The following is a 20,359-nucleotide window of genomic DNA, read 5'->3' on the forward strand; positions in this document are numbered from 1 at the left end:
CGAGGCGGAACGGCTCGCCGTCGAGCCGCTTCCCCTCGCCGCTCGCCCCTCAGCTGGGCTTGATGACCGTGAGGAGCTGGGTGGCCCGGCTGAGGGCGACGTAGAGGGCCCGCCGGCCGGTGGTGGATTCCGCGGCCAGGCCGTCGGGGTCGACGACCGCCACCGCGTCGTACTCCATGCCCTTGGAATCGAGGCTGCCGACCACCCGCAGCCGCGGGTCGTCCACATCGGACAACCAGGCCCGGACCTCGTCCCGGCGGGACATCGTGGTGATCACGCCGATCGTCCCCTCGGCGCGCTGCAGCAGGTCGAGCGCCGTGTCCCGGGTCGTGCCGGCGAGCTCGCCGGCCGGGACCTCGCGCACGTCCGGGTCGATGCCCGTGGTGCGCACCGCCGTCGGCAGGTCGTCCGGGTCGACCAGGTCGCGGACCGCGTCCGAGGCGTGGTCGAAGATCTCCGCCGAGTTCCGGTAGTTCGTGCGCAGCGTGAACCGGCGGTGCGTGCGCTGGGCGCTGAGCGCCTCTTCGCGGGCCGTGGCGGCCTCGGACGGGTCCGGCCAGGAGGACTGCACCGGGTCACCCACGATCGTCCAGCTCGCGTGCCTGCCGCGACGGCCGACCATCCGCCACTGCATCGGCGAGAGGTCCTGCGCCTCGTCGATCACCACGTGCGCGTACTCGTCGTAGTTGACCGCGCGGCGCGGCTGCTCGGACTCCGGCTCGCTGCGGCCCGGCCGCTTCGGCGGCGGGCCGATCATCGTCCGCAGCTCGTCGATCAGCGCGATGTCGGCCACCGTCCACTCGGAGACCTCCGCCCACGACTTCGCCAGCACGTCGACCTCCTCGGCCGCCAGCAGCCGCCGCGCCGCGCGGGCCAGGCGTTCCGGATCGGACAGCCAGCGCAGCACCTGCATCGGGTACAGCGCGGGCCACCAGGCGACCAGGAAGCGGTGGAACTCGATGCGCTCGCCGATCTCGCTGATCAGCTGGTCGCGGTCGGGCTGGAAGTCCCCGCCCGCCAGTCCCCGGGCCTGCTGCCACAGGGCTTCCAGCAGCGCGTCGGCCGCCTTCATCCGCATCTTGTTCGGCTGCGCGCCCTTGTTGTGCAGGGTGCGGCGGATCCGCTTGAGCTCGTCGGCCTCCAGCTTGAGCACCGCGCCCCGGTAGAACAGCTGCAGCGCGTCGGGAGCTTCGGGCGGCGGCAGGCGCAGCGCGCGGCGCAGCACCTTGACCATGCGGGAGGAGCCCTTGATCTCGGCGGTGCGCGGATCGTCGATCGTGGCGGTGCTGATGCCGTCGAGCACCTCGCCGAGCGCGCGCAGCTCCACGTTGTGCTCGCCCATCGACGGCAACACCCGCGAGATGTAGCTCATGAACACCGGCGACGGGCCGATGACCAGCACACCCGGGCCGCCGAGCTTGCGCTGCTCCCGGTACAGCAGGTAGGCGGCGCGGTGCAGCGCGACGGCGGTCTTGCCGGTGCCGGGGCCGCCGGTGATCTCGGTGACACCGCTCTCGGGCGCCCGGATCGCCTCGTCCTGCTCCTTCTGGATGGTGGCCACGATGTTGCGCATGGTCTCGCCGCGCGAGCGGGTCAAGGCCGCCATCAGCGCGCCGTCACCGATCACCCGCATGTCGGACGGGGCGCGGTCGGGGTCGAGCAGGTCGTCGGAGACGTCGACCACCTGCTCCCGCGAGCAGCGGATGACCCGGCGCCGGACCACGTCCTGCGCGTGCTCGGGCGTGGCCTGGTAGAAGGCGGCGGCCAGCGGCGCGCGCCAGTCCACCAGCAGGTTGTCGAAGCGCTGGTCGCGGATGCCCAGCCGGCCGATGTGCACCGCGTCGCCGGTGCCCAGGTCCAGGCGGCCGAACACCAGGCCCTCGGACTCGGCGTTGAGCGCCTGCAGCGTCCGGTTGGCGTGGTGGAGCATCACGTCGCGTTCGTTGAGCGCCTCGGGCGTGGCTTCCCGCCCGTACTCGTAGCTCTTGTCGCGCATCGCCTCGGCTTCGGAGCGCAGCTCGTCGAGCCGGGCGTAGACGCGGTCCACGTGCTCCTGCTCGACCGCGATCTCGGCCTGCTTTTCGGATGCTTCGGACACCTGTGACTTTCTCCCGGTCTGGCGCGGTGGGCAGACCTAACAGACTACGCGCGATCCCGTGCCGCCCAACGCGTCCCGCCTGCCGTCGGGGGAGGTCGGCGGGCGTAACATGCGCACTGGCGGCAGACCCGCGAAACACCTGCCCACCGGCGGTGCGCGACGATGTGCGGGTGACGCGGATCGTGGCGGGGAGCGCGGGCGGCCGACGCCTGGAAGTACCCCCGAAGGGAACCAGGCCGACCTCCGAGCGGGTGCGCGAGGCGCTGTTCAACTCGCTGGAGACGATGCTCGACATCGACGGCCTGCGGGTGCTCGACCTCTACGGCGGTTCCGGGGCCCTCGGCCTGGAGGCGCTCTCGCGCGGCGCCGGGCACGCCACCTTCGTCGAGGCCGATCGCCGGGCGGCCCAGATCCTCAAGCGCAACGCCACCGCACTCGGTTTCCGCGACGTGCGGGTCGAGCAGGCCAAGGCCGAGGTGCTGACGGCCACCGCGACCGCCGAGCCGTTCGACGTGGTCCTGGCCGACCCGCCCTACGACCTGCCCGCTGAGCTGCTGCAACGCGTGCTGGACGGGCTCGTGGCCAACGGCTGGGTCGGCCCGGGCAGCGTGGTGATCGTCGAACGCGCGGTCCGCAGCGGCGACCCGGATTGGCCCGCGCCGCTCGACGCGCTGCGTTCGAAGCGCTACGGCGACACCGCGGTGCACTGGGCGGTGATCGACCAGCGGTGAGCCGGGACACGTCATCCTGGGGGTTCGGTGACCAGGCTGCTAACGTCCCAGCACATGAGGCGTGCGGTATGTCCAGGTTCTTACGACCCCGTCACCAACGGTCATCTGGACATCATCGAGCGAGCGTCCGGCCTGTTCGATGAGGTCGTCGTTGCGGTACTGATCAACAAGAGCAAGAAGGGCCTGTTCTCCGTTGACGAGCGCCTCGAAATGCTGCGCGAGGTCACCGCGCAGTGGCCCAACGTGCGCATCGACTCCTGGCACGGCCTGCTGGTCGACTACTGCAAGGCCAACGAGATCGGCGCGATCGTCAAGGGCCTGCGGGCGGTGAGCGACTTCGACTACGAGCTGCAGATGGCGCAGATGAACCAGCAGCTGTCCGGGGTCGAGACGATGTTCATGTCGACCAACCCGCTCTACAGCTTCCTGGCGTCGTCGCTGGTCAAGGAGGTCGCCACCTACGGCGGCGACGTCTCCAACCTGCTGCCGCCGAAGATCGAGCAGCGGCTCCGCGAGCGCATCGCCGAGAACGGTTAACCTCCGCGGCACCAACGGGTCACGCGGTTTTCGGCGAATCGTGCGCCGCTGACTTCGGGTTCCCGCCATTTCCGCTGGGTGACGGGTTGATCCCGTTAGCGTGATCGCCATGACGAAGTCAGTGCAGATCTTGCTGGCCGCCCTGCTCGCCGTGGCGGGGCTCGTCGGCTTCCAGTCCAGCGCCTTCTCCGCCGCCGCTCCGGCCGCCGTCGCGCAGGCCGAATGCGGGGACACCACCGGATTCGAACAGGTCAACCTGTCGGCCCTGCCGCCCGAGGCCGCCGAGACGGTCGAGCTCATCAAGGCGGGCGGGCCCTTCCCGTACCCCGAGGACGGCCAGACCTTCGGCAACCGCGAAGGCCTCCTGCCGGACTGCGCGGACGGGTACTACAAGGAGTACACCGTCGAGACCCCCGGCAGCGACGACCGAGGCGCCCGCCGCTTCGTCGTCGGCGAAGCCGGCGAGTTCTTCTGGACCGAAGACCACTACGAGAGCTTCGCCATCACCAACATCAACGCCTAGTTCCCGCGATCGTTTGCTCAGCGGTGCGGCTGCGCCGCTTGCGCGCGAGAGAGGCTGAGCCCGGAGCGAGGGAACCTTCCTGCCACTCGTGGTGGCGGGAAGGTTCCCTCGTTCTCCGGGTGGTGGCTTGACACGCGGATGGCGGATTTCCCCCGGGTACGGGCCCCGCGCAGGCAGACTGGGAGGGGAACGGCCCGTGATCGGCATCGCGCGGCGTTCTGACATGCTTGAGCGGCGCGGCGCTGAACGACTGCAGGGAGATCATGGTGTACCGGGTGTTCGAGGCCCTCGACGAGCTGGTCACGATCGTCGAAGAGGCGCGTGGCGTCCCCATGACCTCGGGTTGTGTGGTGCCCCGCGGTGACGTGCTGGAACTGCTCGACGACGTGCGGGACGCGATCCCGCAGGAGCTCGACGACGCGCAGGACGTGCTGGACCACCGCGACGAGGTGGTCACCAAGGCGCAGACCGAGGCCGACAAGTCGGTGGCCGAGGCCCGTTCCGAGGCGGAGCGCACCCTCGCCGAGGCCCGCGCCGAGGCCGAGCAGCTGCTCGCCGAGGCCCGCGAGCAGGCCGACCACATGCTGTCGGACGCGCGCGGCCAGGCCGAGCAGACCGTCACCGCTGGTCGTCGCGAGTACGAGGACTACGTCTCCCGCGCCCAGTCCGAGGCCGACCGCATGGTGCAGGCCGGGCGCGCCGCCTACGAGCAGTCGGTGCACGAGGGCAAGGCCGAGCAGGCCCGCCTGGTCACCGACACCGAGGTGGCGCAGGCCGCCAGCAACGAGGCCAAGCGCATCGTGGAGGAGGCCAACGAGGAGGCCGAGCGGCTGCGCAGCGAGTGCGACGCCTACGTCGACTCCCGCCTGGCCGACTTCGAGGACCTGCTCGGCCGCACCCTCCGCACCGTCGGCAAGGGCCGCCAGCAACTCCGCAGCCCGATGGGCGCTCCGTTCGACTACGAGGAGTGGCAGCCCTCAGCGGGCGCCAACTGATCTGCCCTGCTGGGTGGCGCGTCGCTGAACAGGGGCTGGTGTCGTTCGCGACCGGGCGTCACGTACGCTGGGAGGGCTGACTTGGGGCTCGCTGCCCGATCCGTCGGGTTCTGCTCTCAACGTCGGCCACCTGCCCATTCATCAAGCACCGAAATCCGTGATGTCTCAGAGCCATGAAACGCGCACTGCGCAAGCCGGCCCTTGGGTGATCGACACCCGGGAAATCGGCCACCGGGCCGGTAGCAGCCGTGCCTACACGCGCAAGGCCCCGGCACCGGCCGGCTTCGGGCTGGACATGATCAAGGTGCCCGAGGGCGAGCCGGTGGAGCTTGACCTGCTGGCCGAGTCCGTGGTGGAGGGCGTGTTGGTGTCGGGCACGGCGTCGGCCCGGCTGACCGGCGAATGCGTCCGCTGCCTGGACCCCGTCTCCGAGGAGATCGAGATCGAGGTCCGGGAGCTGTTCGCCTACCCGGACAGCGCTACCGACACCAGCACCGATGACGACGAGGTGGAGCGGGTCGTGGACGACCTGATCGACCTCGAACCGGTGGTGCGGGACGCGATGCTGCTGTCGCTTCCCTCGGCACCGTTGTGCTCGCCGGACTGCCAGGGGCTGTGCTCCGGGTGCGGCGTGAAGTGGGCCGAACTCGCCCCCGAGCACACGCATGAGACCATTGATCCTCGCTGGGCCGCGCTTCAAGAGCGGTTCGGCGGTACCGAAGAGGAGAAGTAGTCGTGGCCGTCCCGAAGCGCAAGATGTCCCGGGCCAACACCCGTCACCGCCGTTCGTCGTGGAAGACCTCGGCGCCGACGCTGGTCGAGTGCTCGAACCGCTCCTGCCGTGAGCAGAAGCTGCCGCACGTCGTCTGCCCGGCCTGCGGTCAGTACGACGGCCGTCAGGTCGTCCAGCCCGCCTGAGCGGCGGTCACGTAGTGGGGGGAAAGCAGTCGCGAGCTCGGCAGGTGGATCGGGCTCCGTTGTTGGCAGCGCTCGGCGTCGAACTGGACGCCGAGCTGCTCACCCTTGCCCTCACCCACCGTTCGTACGCGTACGAGAACGGCGGTCTGCCGCCGAACGAGCGGCTGGAGTTCCTCGGCGACGCGGTGCTCGGCCTGGTGATCACCGATCACCTCTACAACGAGCACCCGGACCTGCCGGAGGGGCAGCTCGCGAAGCTGCGCGCCAGCGTGGTCAACATGCACGCGCTGGCCGGAGTGGCGCGCGGGCTCGGTGAGGGCGGACTCGGCGAGTACCTGCTGCTGGGTCGTGGCGAGGAGCTCACGGGGGGCCGTGACAAGGCGAGCATCCTCGCGGACGGCCTGGAGGCGGTGCTCGGCGCCGTCTACCTGGCGGAGGGCATCGACGTCGCGCGCGCCGTCGTGCACAAGCTCTTCCAGCCGTTGCTGGCCGAGGCGCCGCAGCGCGGCGCCGGCCTGGACTGGAAGACCAGCCTGCAGGAGCTGACCGCCTCCGCGGCTCTCGGCGTGCCCGAGTACCGCGTCGAGGAGGAGGGCCCGGACCACCGCAAGGAGTTCAGCGCCTTCGTCGCCGTCGGCGGCCAGACCTACGGTCGCGGCGACGGCCGCACCAAGAAGGAAGCCGAGCAGAAGGCGGCCGAAGCGGCCTGGCGCCAGCTCAACGAGCAGGTCAACGCCGCCGCCCCGGCCGAAGAGGGCTCGGCGGCCGATTCCGCGTCGTGAGTTCGCGGATCTTCGCTTGAGAGGGGCGTGATCAGGGGCAAGGTCCCTGATCACGCCTTTTTTCACGCCCGCTTCCGGCGGGCTTCCCGGCGTGGGCCAGGATGTGCTCGTGCCTGAGTTGCCCGAGGTCGAGGTGGTCCGCCGCGGTGTTGCCGAACACGCCGCGGGCCGGAAGCTCTCCAGCGTCGAAGTCCTGCACCCGCGCGCCGTCCGCCGCCACGTTCCCGGTGCGCAGGACCTCGCGGCCCGGCTCGCCGGGCGGGTGCTCACCGCGGCCCGGCGGCGCGGCAAGTACCTGTGGATCGAACTCGGCGACGGCTCGGAGGAGACCGACGGCGAAGCCCTCGTCGTGCACCTGGGCATGAGCGGGCAGCTGCTCGTGCAGCCCACCGACGCACCCGACGAGAAGCACCTGCGGGTGCGGATGCGGTTCGCCGACGGTGGCCCTGAGCTGCGGTTCGTCGACCAGCGCACCTTCGGCGGGCTGCAGCTGGCCGAACTCGTCGAGGTCGACGGCGTCGCACTGCCGGAGCCGGTCGCGCACATCGCCCCGGACCCGCTGGAACCGGTGTTCGACCTGGCGAGGCTGACCGAGCGGCTGCGTTCCCGCCGCACCGGCATCAAGCGCGCCCTGCTGGACCAGAGCCTGGTGTCCGGCATCGGCAACATCTACGCCGACGAGGCCCTGTGGCGGGCCAAGCTGCACTGGGCCCGCCCGACCTCCACCATGACGCGCCCGAAGGTCCGCGAGCTGTTCCAGGCCGTCACCGACGTCATCGGCGAAGCGCTGCACGCGGGCGGAACTTCCTTCGACGCGCTGTACGTCAACGTCAACGGTGAATCGGGCTACTTCGACCGCGCGCTCGCGGTCTACGGCCAGGGCGGAAACCCGTGCCCGCGTTGCGGAGCCACGATCCGCCGCGACCCCTGGATGAACCGCTCCGCCTACACCTGCCCGGTCTGCCAGCCCAAACCTCGCAACGCGCACGTGTGAGTCCCGCCGCCCCTCGGCGGTCGTGGAGGTGCGTGGTGGACGAGGCGTTGCCGCCGTACTCGGCGGGGTCGACGATCGTGCAGCGCTGGGCGCCCCAGCCCATCGAGGCGTCCACCACGGCCGCGTCGACGTCGCCGCCCATGCTGCGCACACCCGATGAACCGCTGGTCCACACGTACCGGAGTTCGCCGGCGGCGACGTGCTGCTGGAGCTGCTCGACGGTCGGGGCCAGGTCGTTGCCGTTGTAGCCGCCGACGGCCATCACGGACTGGCCGGTCTCCAGGATTCCCGGTGCCACGACCCCGTCGCCTGGCTGGTTGCCGTCGTGGCGCATCCCGGCTGCACGCCGTGGGCGCGCTTCGCTGCACGTCCGCCGGGCGGCGACTCCCAGCCGATTCCCAGCTTCCGCCAACGGGACTCGCACCTGCGTCCGGCTTGATGGATGCGGAACCGGATGAGAGGTGGTGGGAGATGAGTGCCGTGCCGCAGCTCGGCGCCGAGGAAGCGCAGCGCGCGCCGAACCGGACCGCGACGGTCGACGTGGTGATCCCGGTCTACAACGAGGAACGTTCCCTTCCCGGCTGCCTGGAAGTGCTGAGCAGGCACCTGGGCGAAGGGTTCCCCTTCTCGTGGTCGATCACCGTCGTCGACAACGCCAGCACGGACTCGACGCTGGACGTGGCGCACGGGCTGGCCCGGGAGATGCCCAACGTGCGGGTGCTGCACCTGGACCGCAAGGGGCGCGGCCTGGCGTTGCGCACCGCGTGGGGCTACAGCGACGCCGACGTCGTGGTGTACATGGACGTCGACCTGTCGACGGGGCTGGACGCCCTGTTGCCGCTGGTCGCGCCGCTGGTCAACGGGCACTCCGACCTGGCCGTCGGTTCCCGGCTGGCACCCGGCGCGCGGACCGTCCGCGGCGGGAAGCGGGAGATGATCTCCCGCGGCTACAACAAGATGGTCAGGTGGAGCCACGGGGCGCGGTTCACCGACGCCCAGTGCGGGTTCAAGGCGGCGCGCACCGAGGTCGTCCGCCCGCTGCTGCGCCAGGTGCGCGACGACTCGTGGTTCTTCGACACCGAACTGCTGCTGCTGGCCGAGCACAACGGCCTGCGGGTGCACGAGGTGCCGGTGGACTGGGTCGAGGACGTCGACACGCGGGTGAACGTGGTGCGCACCGCCACCGACGACATCGCGGGGCTGGTGCGGGTCGCGCGCGCGAAGATCACCGGGGCCGCGCGGGTTCCGGGACTCCCGCAACGCCCCGAGCCGCGCGCCGCGCACCCGCAGGCGGTGCTGGCCCAGCGGGAGAACGGGCTGCTGTGGCAATTGGTCTCGTTCGGCGCGATCGGCCTGGTGTCCACAGTGCTCACCTCGGTGCTCTACGCCGTGCTGCGCGGCTGGTGGCCTCCGCTGCTGGCGAACCTGGTGGCGCTGACCGCCACCACGCTGTGGAACACCGAGGCCAACCGGCGCTACACGTTCCTGCAGCAGCGCGGCTCGTCCGGGCGGGTGCACGCCCAGGGGCTGATCGTGTTCGCGCTGTACTACGTCGTGACCTCCGGCGCGCTGCTCGGGTTGCACGCCTGCGCGGCGAATCCGTCGCGCTGGCTGGAAGTCCTGGTGCTGGTTCTGTCCTCTGTGGTCGGTACCGCGCTGCGGTTCGTGCTGCTCCGCTCGTGGGTCTTCGCGGCCCCGGCCGAGGAAGGGGAAACCTCGTGATCGCAGTCGAAGAGGCCGTGCCGCAGCGAACGTCCGACGGCGGATCGCCGCCGGTGTGGCATCGGCTCGCGCTGGCCGGGACGTGCGCGCTCGCGGCCGTGCTCTACCTCTGGGGCATCGGGAGTTCCTGGGGCAACGGCTACTACTCGGCGGCCGTGAAGTCGATGGCCTCGAACTTCGAGGCGTTCTTCTTCGGCTCGTTCGACGCCGCCGGAGTGGTGACCGTCGACAAGCCGCCGATGGCCCTGTGGTTGCAGGTGCTGTCGGTGAAGATCTTCGGGTTCGACCAGTTCGCGGTGCTGTTCCCGCAGGTCGTGTGCGGTGTGGCGGCGGTGTTCCTGCTGCACCGGACGGTGCGGCGGTGGGCCGGTGAGAACGCGGCCCTGATCGCCTCGCTGGTGCTGGCGCTGAGCCCGATCACCGTGCTGATCAACCGCGACAACAACCCGGACACCCTGCTGGTGCTGCTGGTGGTGGCCGCCGCGTGGGCGATGACGCGGGCGATCTTCGACCGCCGCTCGACGGGCTGGATCGCGCTGGCCGCGTTCCTGGTCGGCTGCGGGTTCATGACGAAGATGCTGCAGGCCTGGATGGTGCTGCCCGCGTTCGTCGCCGCCTACCTGGTGGGCAGCCACAACGGCTGGGGGCGCAAGGCCCTCGACCTCGTCGTGGCGGCCGCGGTGCTGCTGGTGAGCTCGTTCTGGTGGGTGGTGGCGACCGAGTTGTGGCCTTCGCCCAAGCCCTACATCGGTGGTAGCACCGACGGTTCGGCGTGGGACCTGATTTTCGGCTACAACGGCTTCGGCCGGATCCTCGGCAACAGCGCGGGCAACGGGGGCGGTGGTCCCGGCGGGGGAGGCCCCGGTGGCGGCGGCGGGTTCTCCGGAACGGCCGGTGCGCTGCGGATGTTCAACGAGCAGCTGGCCGGGCAGATCAGCTGGTTGCTCCCGCTGAGCGCGCTGGTGCTGGTCACGGTGCTGGTGCTGGGTGTCCGGCACTGGCGCTCGGGAGGTTCGCTCCAGCGCGGGACGACCGCCGGCTGGGTGTTGTGGGGCGGCTGGCTGGTCGTCATCGGCGTGATGTTCAGCTTCGCCCAGGGCACCATGCACCCCTACTACACGACGATGCTGGCGCCCGCGATCGGCGCGGTCGTCGGTGCCGGGCTGGTCCGGTTCTGGCAGTGGTACCGGCAGCCGGGCGGGCGGGCCTGGTTGCTGCTGCCGGTGGGGGTCGCGATCACCGTGGCTTGGGCGATGGCCGTGGTGGCGAGGGACCTGAGCTGGCACCCGTGGACCGGTTACCTGGCCGTGGGGCTGGGCGTGCTCGCGCTGGTGGTGCTGCTGGTCGGCCGTCGCGGCCGCGCAGGGCTGGCCAAGACCGGGTTCGCGCTGGCGCTGGCGGCGATGCTCACCGTGCCCACCGCGTGGTCGGCGATCGGGGCCGTCTCCGGCGGTACCGGGATGATGGGCGGCGCCAACCCGATGGCCGGACCGCAGACGTCGATGGGCGGTCCCGGTGGCGGACCGCGCGACGGCCGGATGCCGGGCACGAACGGCCAGATGCCTCCCGGGATGAGCGGGCAGATGCCTCCCGGGATGTCGGGTGACGGCGGCCGCCGTGGCGGGATGGGTGGTCCTGGTGGTGCCTCGCTGAGCGCCGACCAGCAGAAGCTCGTCGACTACGTGCGGGCAAACGCGGGTGGCAAGCGGATCCCGCTGGCGGTGGAGGGCGGCGCGAACGGCGCGTCGAGCTACATCATCAACACGGATCTGACCGTGGTCGGCATGGGCGGCTTCATGGGATCCGATGACGCGCCGTCGGTCGCCCAGCTCACCGAGTGGAAGAACAACGGCCAACTCGGCTTCGTCCTGCTGGGCGGCGGCCCGGGCGGCATGATGCGCTCCCACGAGGGCCAGAACGGCCAGGGCCAGGACGGGACGCGGGGCGGTTCCGGTGCGCAGATGCCCGGCGGCGGGCCAGGTGGTCAGGCGGCCACCGACCGGGAGAACTGGGTGAAGCAGAACTGCACCCTCGTCGATCCCGCCACCTACGGCGGCTCGACCGACTCCTCCCAGCAGCTCTACGCCTGCCGGTGACCCGGATTACCGCCGTATTCCGTTGACGGATTACGGCGGTAATCCGGGTCCCGCCGGGTGAGGGACGACACCGGGGCTGGCTTTCAGCGGGCTTCCAGGGTTTTCCCAGGGACGTCGGTGATGCTGGAGGACGTGGTGGAGAGCAGCGGAGCGCGGGTGCTCGTCGTCGACGACGAGCCGAACATCCTGGAACTGCTGGCCGCGGCGCTGCGCCTCAGCGGGTTCGAGGTGCGCGGCGCCGCGACCGGTGCGGAGGCGTTGCGCGCTGCGGCCGAGTTCCGCCCGGACATCGTCGTACTGGACGTGATGCTGCCGGATCGCGACGGGTTCTCCGTCGCCACCGAGCTGCGCAGCGGTGGCAACACCGTGCCGGTGCTGTTCCTGACCGCGCGCGACGCGGTGGAGGATCGCATCGCGGGCCTGACCGCCGGCGGGGACGACTACGTCACCAAACCGTTCAGCCTGGACGAGGTGGTGCTGCGGCTGCGCGCGATCCTGCGGCGGGTCCGCCCCGAGCAGGACGACGACGGGGCCACGTTGCGCTACCAGGACCTGGAGCTCGACGAGGACACCTACGAGGTCCGCCGCGCCGGGCAGCTGGTGAGCCTGTCGCCGACCGAGTTCAAGCTGCTGCGCTACCTGCTGATCAACGCCGAGAAGGTGGTCAGCAAGGTGCAGATCCTGGACCGGGTGTGGAACTACGAGTTCGGCGGTGATTCCCGGATCGTCGAGTCCTACATCAGCTACCTGCGGCGCAAGGTCGACTCCGTCTCGCCGCCGCTGATCCACACCATCCGCGGCGTCGGCTACGTGCTGCGGCTCCCTCCGGAGAACCGATGAAGGTCTTCCGCACGCTGCGCGGGCGGCTGGTGCTGGTGCTGGTGGGAGCGCTGGTTGTGGGCCTGCTGCTGATGGGTTTCACCAGCGTTGCGCTGCTCCACCGGTCGCTGGTGGAGCGCACCGACGACCGCCTCTCGGAGATGTCGCTGCCCTGGGAGGAAGGGCGCATGCCGCCGCCGGACCCGGCGCGCAGGCCGCCCGGCGGCCCTGACCGGGGCGAGCTGCCGACCGAGTTCCGGGTGCTGATCTTCGACCGGGCCGGTGCTCAGGTCGGGGGCACGATCGGCGCCCCGGACGGTGAAACCGGCGGCCCGGCGGTGCTGGATCCCGAGCGCGGCCCGCTGGTCGGCACTGTGCCGGACAAGGCGGGCGGCAGCGACTGGCGGGTGCGGCGGGTGGGGCTCCCGGACGGTCGGACCGCGGTGCTGGCGCTGTCGCTGGGCAACGCGCAGGCGACCGTGCAGCAGCTGGTGATCATCGAACTGGTCGTGGGCGGTGCGGTGCTGCTGGTGCTGGCGATCGCCGCGGCGGGGACGGTCCGGCTCAGCCTGCGCCCGCTGGCGCGCATCGAGGACACCGCCGATGCCATCGCCGCAGGTCAGCTGGACCGCCGGGTGCCGGATCAGGACCCGAGCACCGAGACCGGCAGGCTCGGCGAGGCGCTGAACACGATGCTGGGCCGGCTCACCGACGCGCTGCAGCAGCGGGAGCGATCCGAGGACCGGTTGCGCCGGTTCGTCGCCGACGCCTCGCACGAGCTGCGCACGCCGCTGACCTCGATCCGCGGGTTCGCCGAGCTCTACCGTCGCAGCGAGGACCACCGGCCGGAGGACGTGCGGATGATGATGCGCCGGATCGAGTCGGAGTCGGTGCGGATGGGCGGCCTGGTCGAGGACATGCTGCTGCTGGCCCGGCTCGACCGGGAGCGCACCGTCGACCTGGTCGACCTGGACCTCGTGCCGCTGGTCCGGGACGTCGCGCAGGACGCCCGGGCGCGGGACCCGGAGCGCGAGATCACCTTGAACAGCCCTGATGACCTGCGGGTCCTCGGTGACGGCGCGCGGCTGCGCCAGGTGCTGACCAACCTGGTCAACAACGCCCTGGTGCACACCCCGGCGGGCTCGCCGATCACGGTGGAGGCCGGTCACGCCGCCGCGAGTGATCAGGCCCTCGCGGCGGCGGGGGCCGACCCCGGTCCCGGGACGAGGATGGTCGCGGTCTCGGTCACCGACAGCGGTCCGGGGATTCCCGCCGAGCACGCGGCGAGGATCTTCGACCGCTTCTACCGGGTCGACGACGGCCGCACCCGCGCCGCCGGCGGCACCGGGCTCGGGCTGGCGATCACGGCCGCGCTGGCCCAGGCCCACAACGGCCGGCTCGAACTGCACGCCAACCCCACCGGCGGCAGCACCTTCCGGCTGCTCCTGCCGGTCGGCTGACCGCGCCCGAAGGGGGAGCCGTCGTGCGAGCCGACAGCTCCCCCTTCGGGCTCCAGCGGTTCAGATCTTGATGGTCGGGTTGTGGATGTCGAACCAGACCGCCAGGTCGAGGGCGCGTTCGAAGGTGTAGCGAGCGGCCGTGTCGATGGCGGACGGGTCCTGCTCGACGGCCTGGTCCAGCCAGGTCTTGTTCAGCAGCGACAGCGCCGGGCTGTCGGCCTTGACCAGGTCGCGGACCTGGCGCTGCAGCACCGCCGCGTACTTCGGGTCCTGGGTGGACGGGTACGGGCTCTTGACCCGCTCGACCACCGACTTGGGCAGGGTGTCGGCGGTGGCGTGGCGCAGCAGGCTCTTCTCGCGGCCGTCGAAGGTCTTCAGCGACCACGGGGTGTTGAAGACGTACTCGACCAGGCGGTGGTCGCAGAAGGGCACCCGCACCTCGAGGCCGACCGCCATGCTCATCCGGTCCTTGCGGTCGAGCAGGATCCGCACGAAGCGGGTCAGGTGCAGGTAGCAGATCTCCCGCATCCGGCGCTCCAGGTCGCTCTCCCCGTCGAGGGTGGGGACCTCGCCCAGCGCGGTGCGGTAGCCGTCGGCGATGAACGACGGCATGTCCAGCGCCGCGGTGACCTCGGGGTCGAGCATGTCGAAGCCGCCGCCTTGGCTCTGCACCGCGGCCAGCCACGGGAAGGTGTCGGCCGCGCGCACGTCCGGGTCGTGGAACCACTTGTAGCCGCCGAAGACCTCGTCGGCGGACTCACCGGACAGCGCCACCGTGGAGTGCTGCCGGATCGCCTTGAACAGCAGGTACAGCGACTGGTCCATGTCGCCCAGGCCCATCGGGAAGTCGCGCGCCTGCACGGCCGCGCGGCGCACCTCCGGGTCGGCGAGGGTGTCGGGGTCCAGGACGATGTCCTGGTGCTGCGAGCCGACGTGCTCGGCGACGTCGCGCACGTAGGGGCCGTCCGGTGTGGCGCGCATCGGGTCGGGGACGAAGTTCTCGGTCTGACCGAGGAAGTCGACCGCGAAGCTGCGCACCTGCTCGCCGCTGGAGGCCAGGTGCAGCCCGGAGAGGGCGGTGATGGCGCTGGAGTCGAGGCCGCCGGAGAGCAGCACGCAGCGCGGCACGTCGGAGACCAGCTGGCGCTGCACGATGTCGTCGAGCAGCTCGCGCACGTGCGCCACGGAGGCCTGCTGGTCGTCGGTGTGCTCGGTGGCCTGCAGCTTCCAGTAGGTCTGCTCGCGCAGGCCCTTGCGGTCGAGGGTGACGATCGTGCCCGGCTCGACCTCGCGCATGCCGGCCCACACGGCCTGGCCGGGGGTCTTGACCATGCCGAACAGCTCGCGCACGCCGTCGGCGTCGACGACCTTCTCGGCCAGCGGGTTGGCCAGGATCGCCTTGGGTTCGGAGCCGAAGAGCACGCCGTGCTCGGTGGGGTAGTAGTACAGCGGCTTGATGCCCATCCGGTCGCGGACGAGCAGCAGCTTGTCCTCGCGGGAATCCCAGACGGCGAAGGCGAACATGCCGTTGAGGTGCTCGGCGACCTGGGCGCCCCACTCGAGGTAGCCGTGCAGCACGACCTCGGTGTCGCTGTCGGTGTCGAACCGGTGGCCGCGGCGGCGGAGTTCGTCGCGCAGCTCGGTGAAGTTGTAGGCCTCGCCGCTGTAGACGATGGCGACCTGGCCGCTCTCGGCCTCCATCGGCTGCGCGCCTCCGGGCAGGTCGATGATGGCGAGTCGCCGGTGTCCGAGCGCGGCGTGCCTGCTGACCCAGGTGTCACCCGCGTCCGGGCCACGGCAGGTCATGGTGTCGCACATGGCGTCGACTGTGGAGCGGTGCTCGGTCAGGTCGCGCTGGAAGTCGATCCAGCCGGAGATTCCGCACATTTCCGGATGTATCCCCAATCTCGTTTGTTCCGTGCTGTTTTCGGGCGCCGTGCAGCAAGATTTCCCACGCACCGACTTGTTAGCGACAGTAACGAGATTGTTGCATCGATGAAACCAACTAACGGAGTGAAGTCACCCACCCACAAATCGTTCAGATTCCTCGAAACCGGGAGGAAAACGGCGGCGTCAAGAACGCGTCAAGGCCGCCCGCCACCGCGTCAAGGACTCGTCATGGGCCTCGACCGCGCAGCTCGCCGAGAGCTTGGCTGGCACCAGGACGAGAAATCGAGAGGAGTGACCGGTCGTGGTCGATCTCGCCTTCGCGGCGCTGCTGGTCGGCGGATTCCTGGTGCTGGCGCTGATGCTGCGCGGATTGGAGCGGTTGTGAGCGCCCTGCTCGCCAACGCCATAGGTGGGGCCCTGGCGCTGCTGCTGATCGGGTACCTGCTCGTCGCGCTGGTCCGCCCGGAGAGGTTCTGATGGGACTGCTGCAAGCAGGCCTGCTCGTGGCCGTCCTCGCGGTCGTGCACAAACCCCTCGGGGATTACATGGCTCGCGCCTACACCAGCGAAACCGACTGGCGCGTCGAGAAGATCGTCTACCGCCTGATCGGAGTGGACTCCTCCGCGCGCCAGCGCTGGACCGGCTACGCGGCCGGCGTGCTCGGCTTCTCGCTGGTCTCGATCGCGCTGCTGTACGCGATGCAGCGGCTGCAACCGCTGCTGCCGCTGAGCCTCGGGCGCGGCTCGGTGCCGCCGTCGATGGCCTTCAACACCGCGGTCAGCTTCGTCACCAACACCAACTGGCAGTCCTACGTGCCCGAAGAGGTCCTCGGGCACGGCGTCCAGATGGCCGGGCTGACCGTGCAGAACTTCCTGTCCGCAGCGGTCGGCATGGCCGTCGCGGTCACCCTCGTGCGCGGTTTCGCGGGCGACGGCGGCGACCGGATCGGCAACGTCTTCGTCGACATCACCCGCGGCTGCACCCGGATCCTGCTTCCCATCGCGACCGCGGCCGCGATCGCGCTGGTCGGGCTGGGGGTGGCGATGAGCTTCGCGCCCGGCATCGAGGTGACCGGCCTCGACGGGCAGGCGCGCACCATCGCCACCGCGCCGATCGCCAGCCAGGAGGCCATCAAGGAGCTGGGCACCAACGGCGGCGGTGTGCTCAACGCCAACTCCGCGCACCCGCTGTCCAACCCCGGCGGCGCGTCGAACCTGCTGGAGATCTTCCTGCTGCTGGTCATCCCGGTCTCGCTGACCCGCACCTTCGGCACCATGATCGGTGACCGCCGGCAGGGCCGCGTCCTGCTGTCGGTGATGGGAACCCTGTGGGCGGTGATGCTGGCCGTGACGTGGTGGGCCGAAACGCACCCCAACGGTCCGGCGGCGCTGGCCGCGGGAGCCGCGATGGAGGGCAAGGAAGCGCGCTTCGGCATCGAGGCCTCCGCGCTGTGGGCGGTGAGCACCACCGGGACCTCCACCGGCGCGGTCAACGCGATGCACGACAGCTTCACCGGCCTCGGTGGCGGGGCCCTGCTGCTCAACATGCTCGTCGGCGAGGTCGCTCCCGGCGGCGTCGGTGCCGGGCTCTACGGAATCCTCGTGCTGGCCGTGATCGCCGTGTTCCTCGCCGGGCTCATGGTCGGGCGCACGCCGGAATACCTGGGCAAGAAGCTGGGTCGGCGCGAGGTGACGGCCGCCGCCCTGTCGGTGCTGGCGATGCCGACGGTGGTGCTGCTGGGATCCGGGATCGCGATGGCGCTTCCCGCCACCCGCGACGCCCTGAACAACACCGGTGCGCACGGCCTCTCGGAGGTGCTCTACGCGTTCGCCTCGGCGGGCAACAACAACGGCAGCGCCTTCGCCGGACTCACCGCCACCAGCCCGTTCTTCCAGGTCGCGCTGAGCATCGCGATGCTGCTGGGACGGTTCGTGCCGATCCTGGCGGTGCTGATGCTCGCCAGCTCCGTCGCGCAGCAGCGGCGCGTGCCCGCCACGGCCGGGACCTTGCCGACCACCGGGCCGCTGTTCGCCGGGCTGCTCGGCGGCACCGTCGTGATCGTCGCGGCGCTGACCTTCCTGCCCGCACTGGCACTCGGCCCGATCGCGGAGGCGCTCGCATGACCACGACGCTCGAACCCGCGGTCGAAACCCCCGCTGCGCCAAGGCGAACCGCCGCAGGGCTGTTCCGCCCGCGCCAGCTGCTGACCGCGGTTCCCGAAGCGCTGCGCAAGCTCGACCCGCGACACCAGCTGCGCAACCCCGTGATGTTCGTGGTGTGGGTCGGTTCGGTGCTCACCACCGCGCTGGCCGCCTTCTCACCCGACGCGTTCGCCATCGCGGTCGCCACCTGGCTGTGGTTCACGGTCCTGTTCGCCAACCTCGCCGAGGCCGTCGCCGAGGGACGCGGTCGCGCGCAGGCGGAATCGTTGCGGCGCACCAGGATCGAGGCCGTCGCCCGCAAGCTCGTCGACGTTGGTGAGCGCGAGGTTCCCGGCACCGCGCTGGCGATCGGCGACCACGTCGTGATCGAGGCGGGCGAGATCATCCCAGGCGACGGCGACGTGGTCGAGGGCATCGCGACCGTCGACGAATCCGCCATCACCGGTGAATCCGCCCCCGTCATCCGCGAATCCGGCGGCGACAGGTCGGCCGTCACCGCGGGCACCACCGTGCTCTCGGACCGGATCGTCGTGCGGATCACCGCCGCACCGGGCGAGACCTTCGTGGACCGGATGATCGCGCTCGTCGAAGGCGCGCGGCGGCAGAAGACGCCGAACGAGATCGCGCTGACCATCCTGCTGTCGACCTTGACGATCATCTTCCTGCTCGTCGTGGTCTCCCTGCAGCCGATGGCGGCCTACTCCGGATCGCTGATCGAGGTCACCACCTTGACCGCGCTGCTGGTGTGCCTGATCCCGACCACGATCGGCGCGCTGCTCTCGGCGATCGGCATCGCGGGAATGGACCGGCTGGTGCAGCGCAACGTCCTCGCCAAGTCCGGTCGTGCCGTCGAGGCCGCCGGTGACGTGGACACCCTGCTGCTCGACAAGACCGGGACCATCACCTTCGGCAACCGGCGGTGCACCGAACTCGTCCCCGTCGACGGCGTGCCCGCGCGGGAACTGGCGGAGGTCGCCCGCCTGTCGAGCCTCGCCGACCCCACGCCCGAAGGCTGCAGCGTCGTGGCCTTCTGCGCCGAGGAGTTCGGACTCCCCGAAGGGCCCGTCGGTGCCGAGGTGCACGCGCGGAAGGTTCCCTTCACCGCGCAGACCAGGATGAGCGGAATCGACCTCGACGGCCGCCGGATCCGCAAGGGAGCCATCAGCGCGGTCCGCGAGTGGGCGGGGGAACTTCCCGATCAGGTCGTGCGCTGCGCCGAGGAGATCGCCGCCGCGGGCGCGACGCCGCTGGTCGTCGCCGAGGACGACCGGGTGGTGGGCGTGATCCGGCTGTCCGATGTGGTCAAGCCCGGGATGCGGGAGCGTTTCGCCGAGCTGCGCGCGATGGGCATCCGCACCGTGATGATCACCGGCGACAACGAGCTCACCGCCGAGGCCATCGCGGCCGAAGCCGGCGTGGACGACTTCCTCGCCGACGCCAAGCCCGAGGACAAGATGGCCTTGATCAAGGCAGAGCAGGCCGGTGGGCGGATGGTGGCCATGACCGGGGACGGCACCAACGACGCCCCCGCGCTGGCCCAGGCCGACGTCGGGGTCGCGATGAACACGGGCACGGCCGCCGCCAAGGAGGCCGGCAACATGGTCGACCTCGACTCGGATCCGACGAAGCTGATCGAGATCGTCGAGATCGGCAAGCAGCTGCTGATCACCCGCGGCGCGTTGACGACCTTCAGCGTCGCCAACGACCTCGCCAAGTACTTCGCGATCCTGCCCGCGCTGTTCGTGGCCATCCACCCGCAGCTGGACGCGCTCAACGTGATGAGGCTGGCCAGCCCGGCCTCGGCGGTGCTGTCGGCGGTGGTGTTCAACGCGCTGATCATCGTCGCGCTGATCCCGCTCGCGCTGCGCGGCGTCCGCTACCGGCCGTCCACCGCGGCGGTGCTGCTGCGGCGGAACCTGCTGGTCTACGGGCTGGGCGGTGTGGTGACGCCGTTCGCCGGGATCTGGCTGATCGACCTGGTGATCCGATTCGTGCCCGGGATCGAGTGAGGGGAGTGAACGCGATGGTGCGTCAGGCGCTGGCCGGTCTCCGGCTGCTGCTGGTCGCCACGGTCCTGCTCGGCATCGGCTATCCGATGGCGGTCTGGGGGATCAGCCGGGTGCCGGGGCTCGCGGCCCACGCCGAGGGATCGCAGGTCGTGGTCGACGGCCGGGTGGTCGGGTCGTCGCTCATCGGGATCGACCCGGTGGCCGCCGACGCGGCACGGGATCCTTTCTTCCACACGCGCCCGTCGGCGTCGGCGGAAGGTTCCCTCGGTCCCGGCGACCCCGCCACCTCCGGTGGCTCCAACCGCGGCGGCTTCAACGACGACCTCCTCGCGGCTGTCCAGGAGCGCCGCACCGCCATCGCCGCCCGCGAGGGGGTCGCCCCCGACGCGGTCCCGGCGGATGCGGTCACCGCCTCCGCCAGCGGCGTCGACCCGCACATCAGCCCGGACTACGCCCGCTTGCAAGCGCCCCGCGTGGCGAAGGTGACGGGACTGCCCCTCGCGGAGGTCCACCGGCTCGTCGCCGACTGCGAGCGAGGAGGCCTCCTGGCGCCGAGGACGGTCAACGTCACCACCCTCAACGTCGCCGTCCACGACGCCCGTTTCCGGTGAAACTTCCCCGCG

The 20,359-nt window shown here is 70.8% G+C and carries 19 protein-coding genes and 1 pseudogene; 17 read left to right on the forward strand and 3 right to left on the reverse strand.

The window, feature by feature from the left end:
* Nucleotides 1-49 precede the first annotated feature (49 nt).
* Nucleotides 50-2,098 (reverse strand): HelD family protein, encoded by a 2,049-nt coding sequence (locus tag R4I43_RS05270; protein WP_324264373.1) that lies wholly within the window; start codon nucleotides 2,096-2,098, stop codon nucleotides 50-52.
* A 170-nt stretch (nucleotides 2,099-2,268) separates the two neighbouring features.
* On the opposite strand from R4I43_RS05270, the gene rsmD reads away from it, so the two are divergent.
* The 9 genes from rsmD to R4I43_RS05315 all read left to right on the forward strand — a co-directional run bounded on the left by rsmD (nucleotide 2,269) and on the right by R4I43_RS05315 (nucleotide 7,826).
* Nucleotides 2,269-2,829 carry a 16S rRNA (guanine(966)-N(2))-methyltransferase RsmD gene (gene rsmD, locus R4I43_RS05275; RefSeq protein ID WP_324264374.1) on the forward strand — a complete coding sequence of 187 codons (561 nt, stop codon included), beginning with the start codon at nucleotides 2,269-2,271 and terminating at the stop codon, nucleotides 2,827-2,829.
* A 54-nt stretch (nucleotides 2,830-2,883) separates the two neighbouring features.
* The gene (gene coaD, locus R4I43_RS05280; RefSeq protein WP_324264375.1) at nucleotides 2,884-3,366 is read left to right on the forward strand and encodes a pantetheine-phosphate adenylyltransferase; all 483 of its coding nucleotides are present in this window, start codon (nucleotides 2,884-2,886) and stop codon (nucleotides 3,364-3,366) included.
* 109 nt (nucleotides 3,367-3,475) lie between these two features.
* The gene (locus R4I43_RS05285) at nucleotides 3,476-3,889 is read left to right on the forward strand and encodes a ribonuclease domain-containing protein (protein ID WP_324264376.1); all 414 of its coding nucleotides are present in this window, start codon (nucleotides 3,476-3,478) and stop codon (nucleotides 3,887-3,889) included.
* A gap of 266 nt (nucleotides 3,890-4,155) precedes the next feature.
* Nucleotides 4,156-4,884 (forward strand): DivIVA domain-containing protein, encoded by a 729-nt coding sequence (locus R4I43_RS05290; protein WP_324264639.1) that lies wholly within the window; start codon nucleotides 4,156-4,158, stop codon nucleotides 4,882-4,884.
* A 160-nt stretch (nucleotides 4,885-5,044) separates the two neighbouring features.
* On the forward strand, nucleotides 5,045-5,617 hold the full coding sequence (locus R4I43_RS05295) for a YceD family protein (protein WP_324264377.1): 573 nt from the start codon (nucleotides 5,045-5,047) through the stop codon (nucleotides 5,615-5,617).
* Nucleotides 5,618-5,619: 2 nt separating this feature from the next.
* Entirely contained in the window at nucleotides 5,620-5,802 is a 183-nt protein-coding gene (gene rpmF / locus R4I43_RS05300; protein ID WP_125091036.1) for a 50S ribosomal protein L32, read from the forward strand.
* A gap of 14 nt (nucleotides 5,803-5,816) precedes the next feature.
* A complete protein-coding gene (gene rnc / locus R4I43_RS05305) occupies nucleotides 5,817-6,584 on the forward strand; it encodes a ribonuclease III (protein WP_324264378.1) in 768 nt (255 codons plus the stop codon).
* 109 nt (nucleotides 6,585-6,693) lie between these two features.
* Nucleotides 6,694-7,578, forward strand: coding sequence for a bifunctional DNA-formamidopyrimidine glycosylase/DNA-(apurinic or apyrimidinic site) lyase (gene mutM, locus R4I43_RS05310; RefSeq protein ID WP_324264379.1), 885 nt, complete (start codon nucleotides 6,694-6,696; stop codon nucleotides 7,576-7,578).
* A gap of 35 nt (nucleotides 7,579-7,613) precedes the next feature.
* Nucleotides 7,614-7,826: a hypothetical protein gene (locus R4I43_RS05315; protein WP_324264380.1), complete on the forward strand. Its 213-nt coding sequence runs from the start codon at nucleotides 7,614-7,616 to the stop codon at nucleotides 7,824-7,826.
* Here R4I43_RS05315 and R4I43_RS34555 read toward each other — a convergent pair.
* A pseudogene (locus R4I43_RS34555) lies at nucleotides 7,790-7,912 on the reverse strand (mannosyltransferase YkcB-related protein); the annotation flags it as partial. The gene R4I43_RS05315 and the pseudogene R4I43_RS34555 overlap by 37 nt on opposite strands.
* A gap of 137 nt (nucleotides 7,913-8,049) precedes the next feature.
* Between R4I43_RS34555 and R4I43_RS05320 the strand changes: the two are divergent.
* The 4 genes from R4I43_RS05320 to R4I43_RS05335 all read left to right on the forward strand — a co-directional run bounded on the left by R4I43_RS05320 (nucleotide 8,050) and on the right by R4I43_RS05335 (nucleotide 13,675).
* Nucleotides 8,050-9,300, forward strand: a complete 1,251-nt coding sequence (locus R4I43_RS05320; RefSeq protein ID WP_324264381.1) for a bifunctional glycosyltransferase family 2/GtrA family protein — start codon at nucleotides 8,050-8,052, stop codon at nucleotides 9,298-9,300.
* Nucleotides 9,297-11,396 carry an ArnT family glycosyltransferase gene (locus R4I43_RS05325; RefSeq protein ID WP_324264382.1) on the forward strand — a complete coding sequence of 700 codons (2,100 nt, stop codon included), beginning with the start codon at nucleotides 9,297-9,299 and terminating at the stop codon, nucleotides 11,394-11,396. Before R4I43_RS05320 ends, R4I43_RS05325 begins: the two co-directional genes overlap by 4 nt.
* 120 nt (nucleotides 11,397-11,516) lie before the next feature.
* Nucleotides 11,517-12,236, forward strand: coding sequence for a response regulator transcription factor (locus R4I43_RS05330; protein ID WP_324264383.1), 720 nt, complete (start codon nucleotides 11,517-11,519; stop codon nucleotides 12,234-12,236).
* Nucleotides 12,233-13,675, forward strand: a complete 1,443-nt coding sequence (locus tag R4I43_RS05335; protein ID WP_324264384.1) for a sensor histidine kinase — start codon at nucleotides 12,233-12,235, stop codon at nucleotides 13,673-13,675. The genes R4I43_RS05330 and R4I43_RS05335 overlap by 4 nt, the downstream gene beginning before the upstream one ends.
* A 60-nt stretch (nucleotides 13,676-13,735) precedes the next feature.
* Here the strand turns inward: R4I43_RS05335 and asnB are convergent, their stop codons facing one another.
* Nucleotides 13,736-15,562, reverse strand: coding sequence for an asparagine synthase (glutamine-hydrolyzing) (asnB, locus tag R4I43_RS05340; protein WP_324264385.1), 1,827 nt, complete (start codon nucleotides 15,560-15,562; stop codon nucleotides 13,736-13,738).
* Nucleotides 15,563-15,946: 384 nt separating this feature from the next.
* On the opposite strand from asnB, the gene kdpF reads away from it, so the two are divergent.
* The 4 genes from kdpF to R4I43_RS05360 are packed head-to-tail and all read left to right on the forward strand — an operon-like array spanning nucleotide 15,947 to nucleotide 20,347.
* Nucleotides 15,947-16,042, forward strand: coding sequence for a K(+)-transporting ATPase subunit F (gene kdpF / locus R4I43_RS05345; RefSeq protein WP_324264386.1), 96 nt, complete (start codon nucleotides 15,947-15,949; stop codon nucleotides 16,040-16,042).
* Nucleotides 16,042-17,688: a potassium-transporting ATPase subunit KdpA gene (gene kdpA, locus R4I43_RS05350; protein WP_324264387.1), complete on the forward strand. Its 1,647-nt coding sequence runs from the start codon at nucleotides 16,042-16,044 to the stop codon at nucleotides 17,686-17,688. The genes kdpF and kdpA overlap by 1 nt, the downstream gene beginning before the upstream one ends.
* Entirely contained in the window at nucleotides 17,685-19,736 is a 2,052-nt protein-coding gene (gene kdpB, locus R4I43_RS05355; protein ID WP_324264388.1) for a potassium-transporting ATPase subunit KdpB, read from the forward strand. The genes kdpA and kdpB overlap by 4 nt, the downstream gene beginning before the upstream one ends.
* A 14-nt stretch (nucleotides 19,737-19,750) precedes the next feature.
* On the forward strand, nucleotides 19,751-20,347 hold the full coding sequence (locus tag R4I43_RS05360; protein ID WP_407691198.1) for a potassium-transporting ATPase subunit C: 597 nt from the start codon (nucleotides 19,751-19,753) through the stop codon (nucleotides 20,345-20,347).
* Nucleotides 20,348-20,359: the final 12 nt, after the last annotated feature.

Origin of the sequence: Saccharopolyspora mangrovi (assembly GCF_035320975.1) — a bacterium.
Taxonomy (GTDB): Bacteria; Actinomycetota; Actinomycetes; order Mycobacteriales; family Pseudonocardiaceae; genus Saccharopolyspora; species Saccharopolyspora mangrovi.

What these genes read in the sequence shown, in the direction of transcription:
- R4I43_RS05285 (WP_324264376.1), top strand. Translation starts at nt 3,476, where the DNA reads ATGACGAAGTCAGTGCAGATCTTGCTGGCCGCCCTGCTCGCCGTGGCG.
- kdpB (WP_324264388.1), top strand. Translation starts at nt 17,685, where the DNA reads ATGACCACGACGCTCGAACCCGCGGTCGAAACCCCCGCTGCGCCAAGG.
- coaD (WP_324264375.1), top strand. Translation starts at nt 2,884, where the DNA reads ATGAGGCGTGCGGTATGTCCAGGTTCTTACGACCCCGTCACCAACGGT.
- kdpA (WP_324264387.1), top strand. Translation starts at nt 16,042, where the DNA reads ATGGGACTGCTGCAAGCAGGCCTGCTCGTGGCCGTCCTCGCGGTCGTG.
- R4I43_RS05295 (WP_324264377.1), top strand. Translation starts at nt 5,045, where the DNA reads ATGTCTCAGAGCCATGAAACGCGCACTGCGCAAGCCGGCCCTTGGGTG.
- R4I43_RS05330 (WP_324264383.1), top strand. Translation starts at nt 11,517, where the DNA reads ATGCTGGAGGACGTGGTGGAGAGCAGCGGAGCGCGGGTGCTCGTCGTC.
- R4I43_RS05320 (WP_324264381.1), top strand. Translation starts at nt 8,050, where the DNA reads ATGAGTGCCGTGCCGCAGCTCGGCGCCGAGGAAGCGCAGCGCGCGCCG.
- R4I43_RS05335 (WP_324264384.1), top strand. Translation starts at nt 12,233, where the DNA reads ATGAAGGTCTTCCGCACGCTGCGCGGGCGGCTGGTGCTGGTGCTGGTG.
- R4I43_RS05360 (WP_407691198.1), top strand. Translation starts at nt 19,751, where the DNA reads ATGGTGCGTCAGGCGCTGGCCGGTCTCCGGCTGCTGCTGGTCGCCACG.
- asnB (WP_324264385.1), bottom strand. Translation starts at nt 15,562, where the DNA reads ATGTGCGGAATCTCCGGCTGGATCGACTTCCAGCGCGACCTGACCGAG.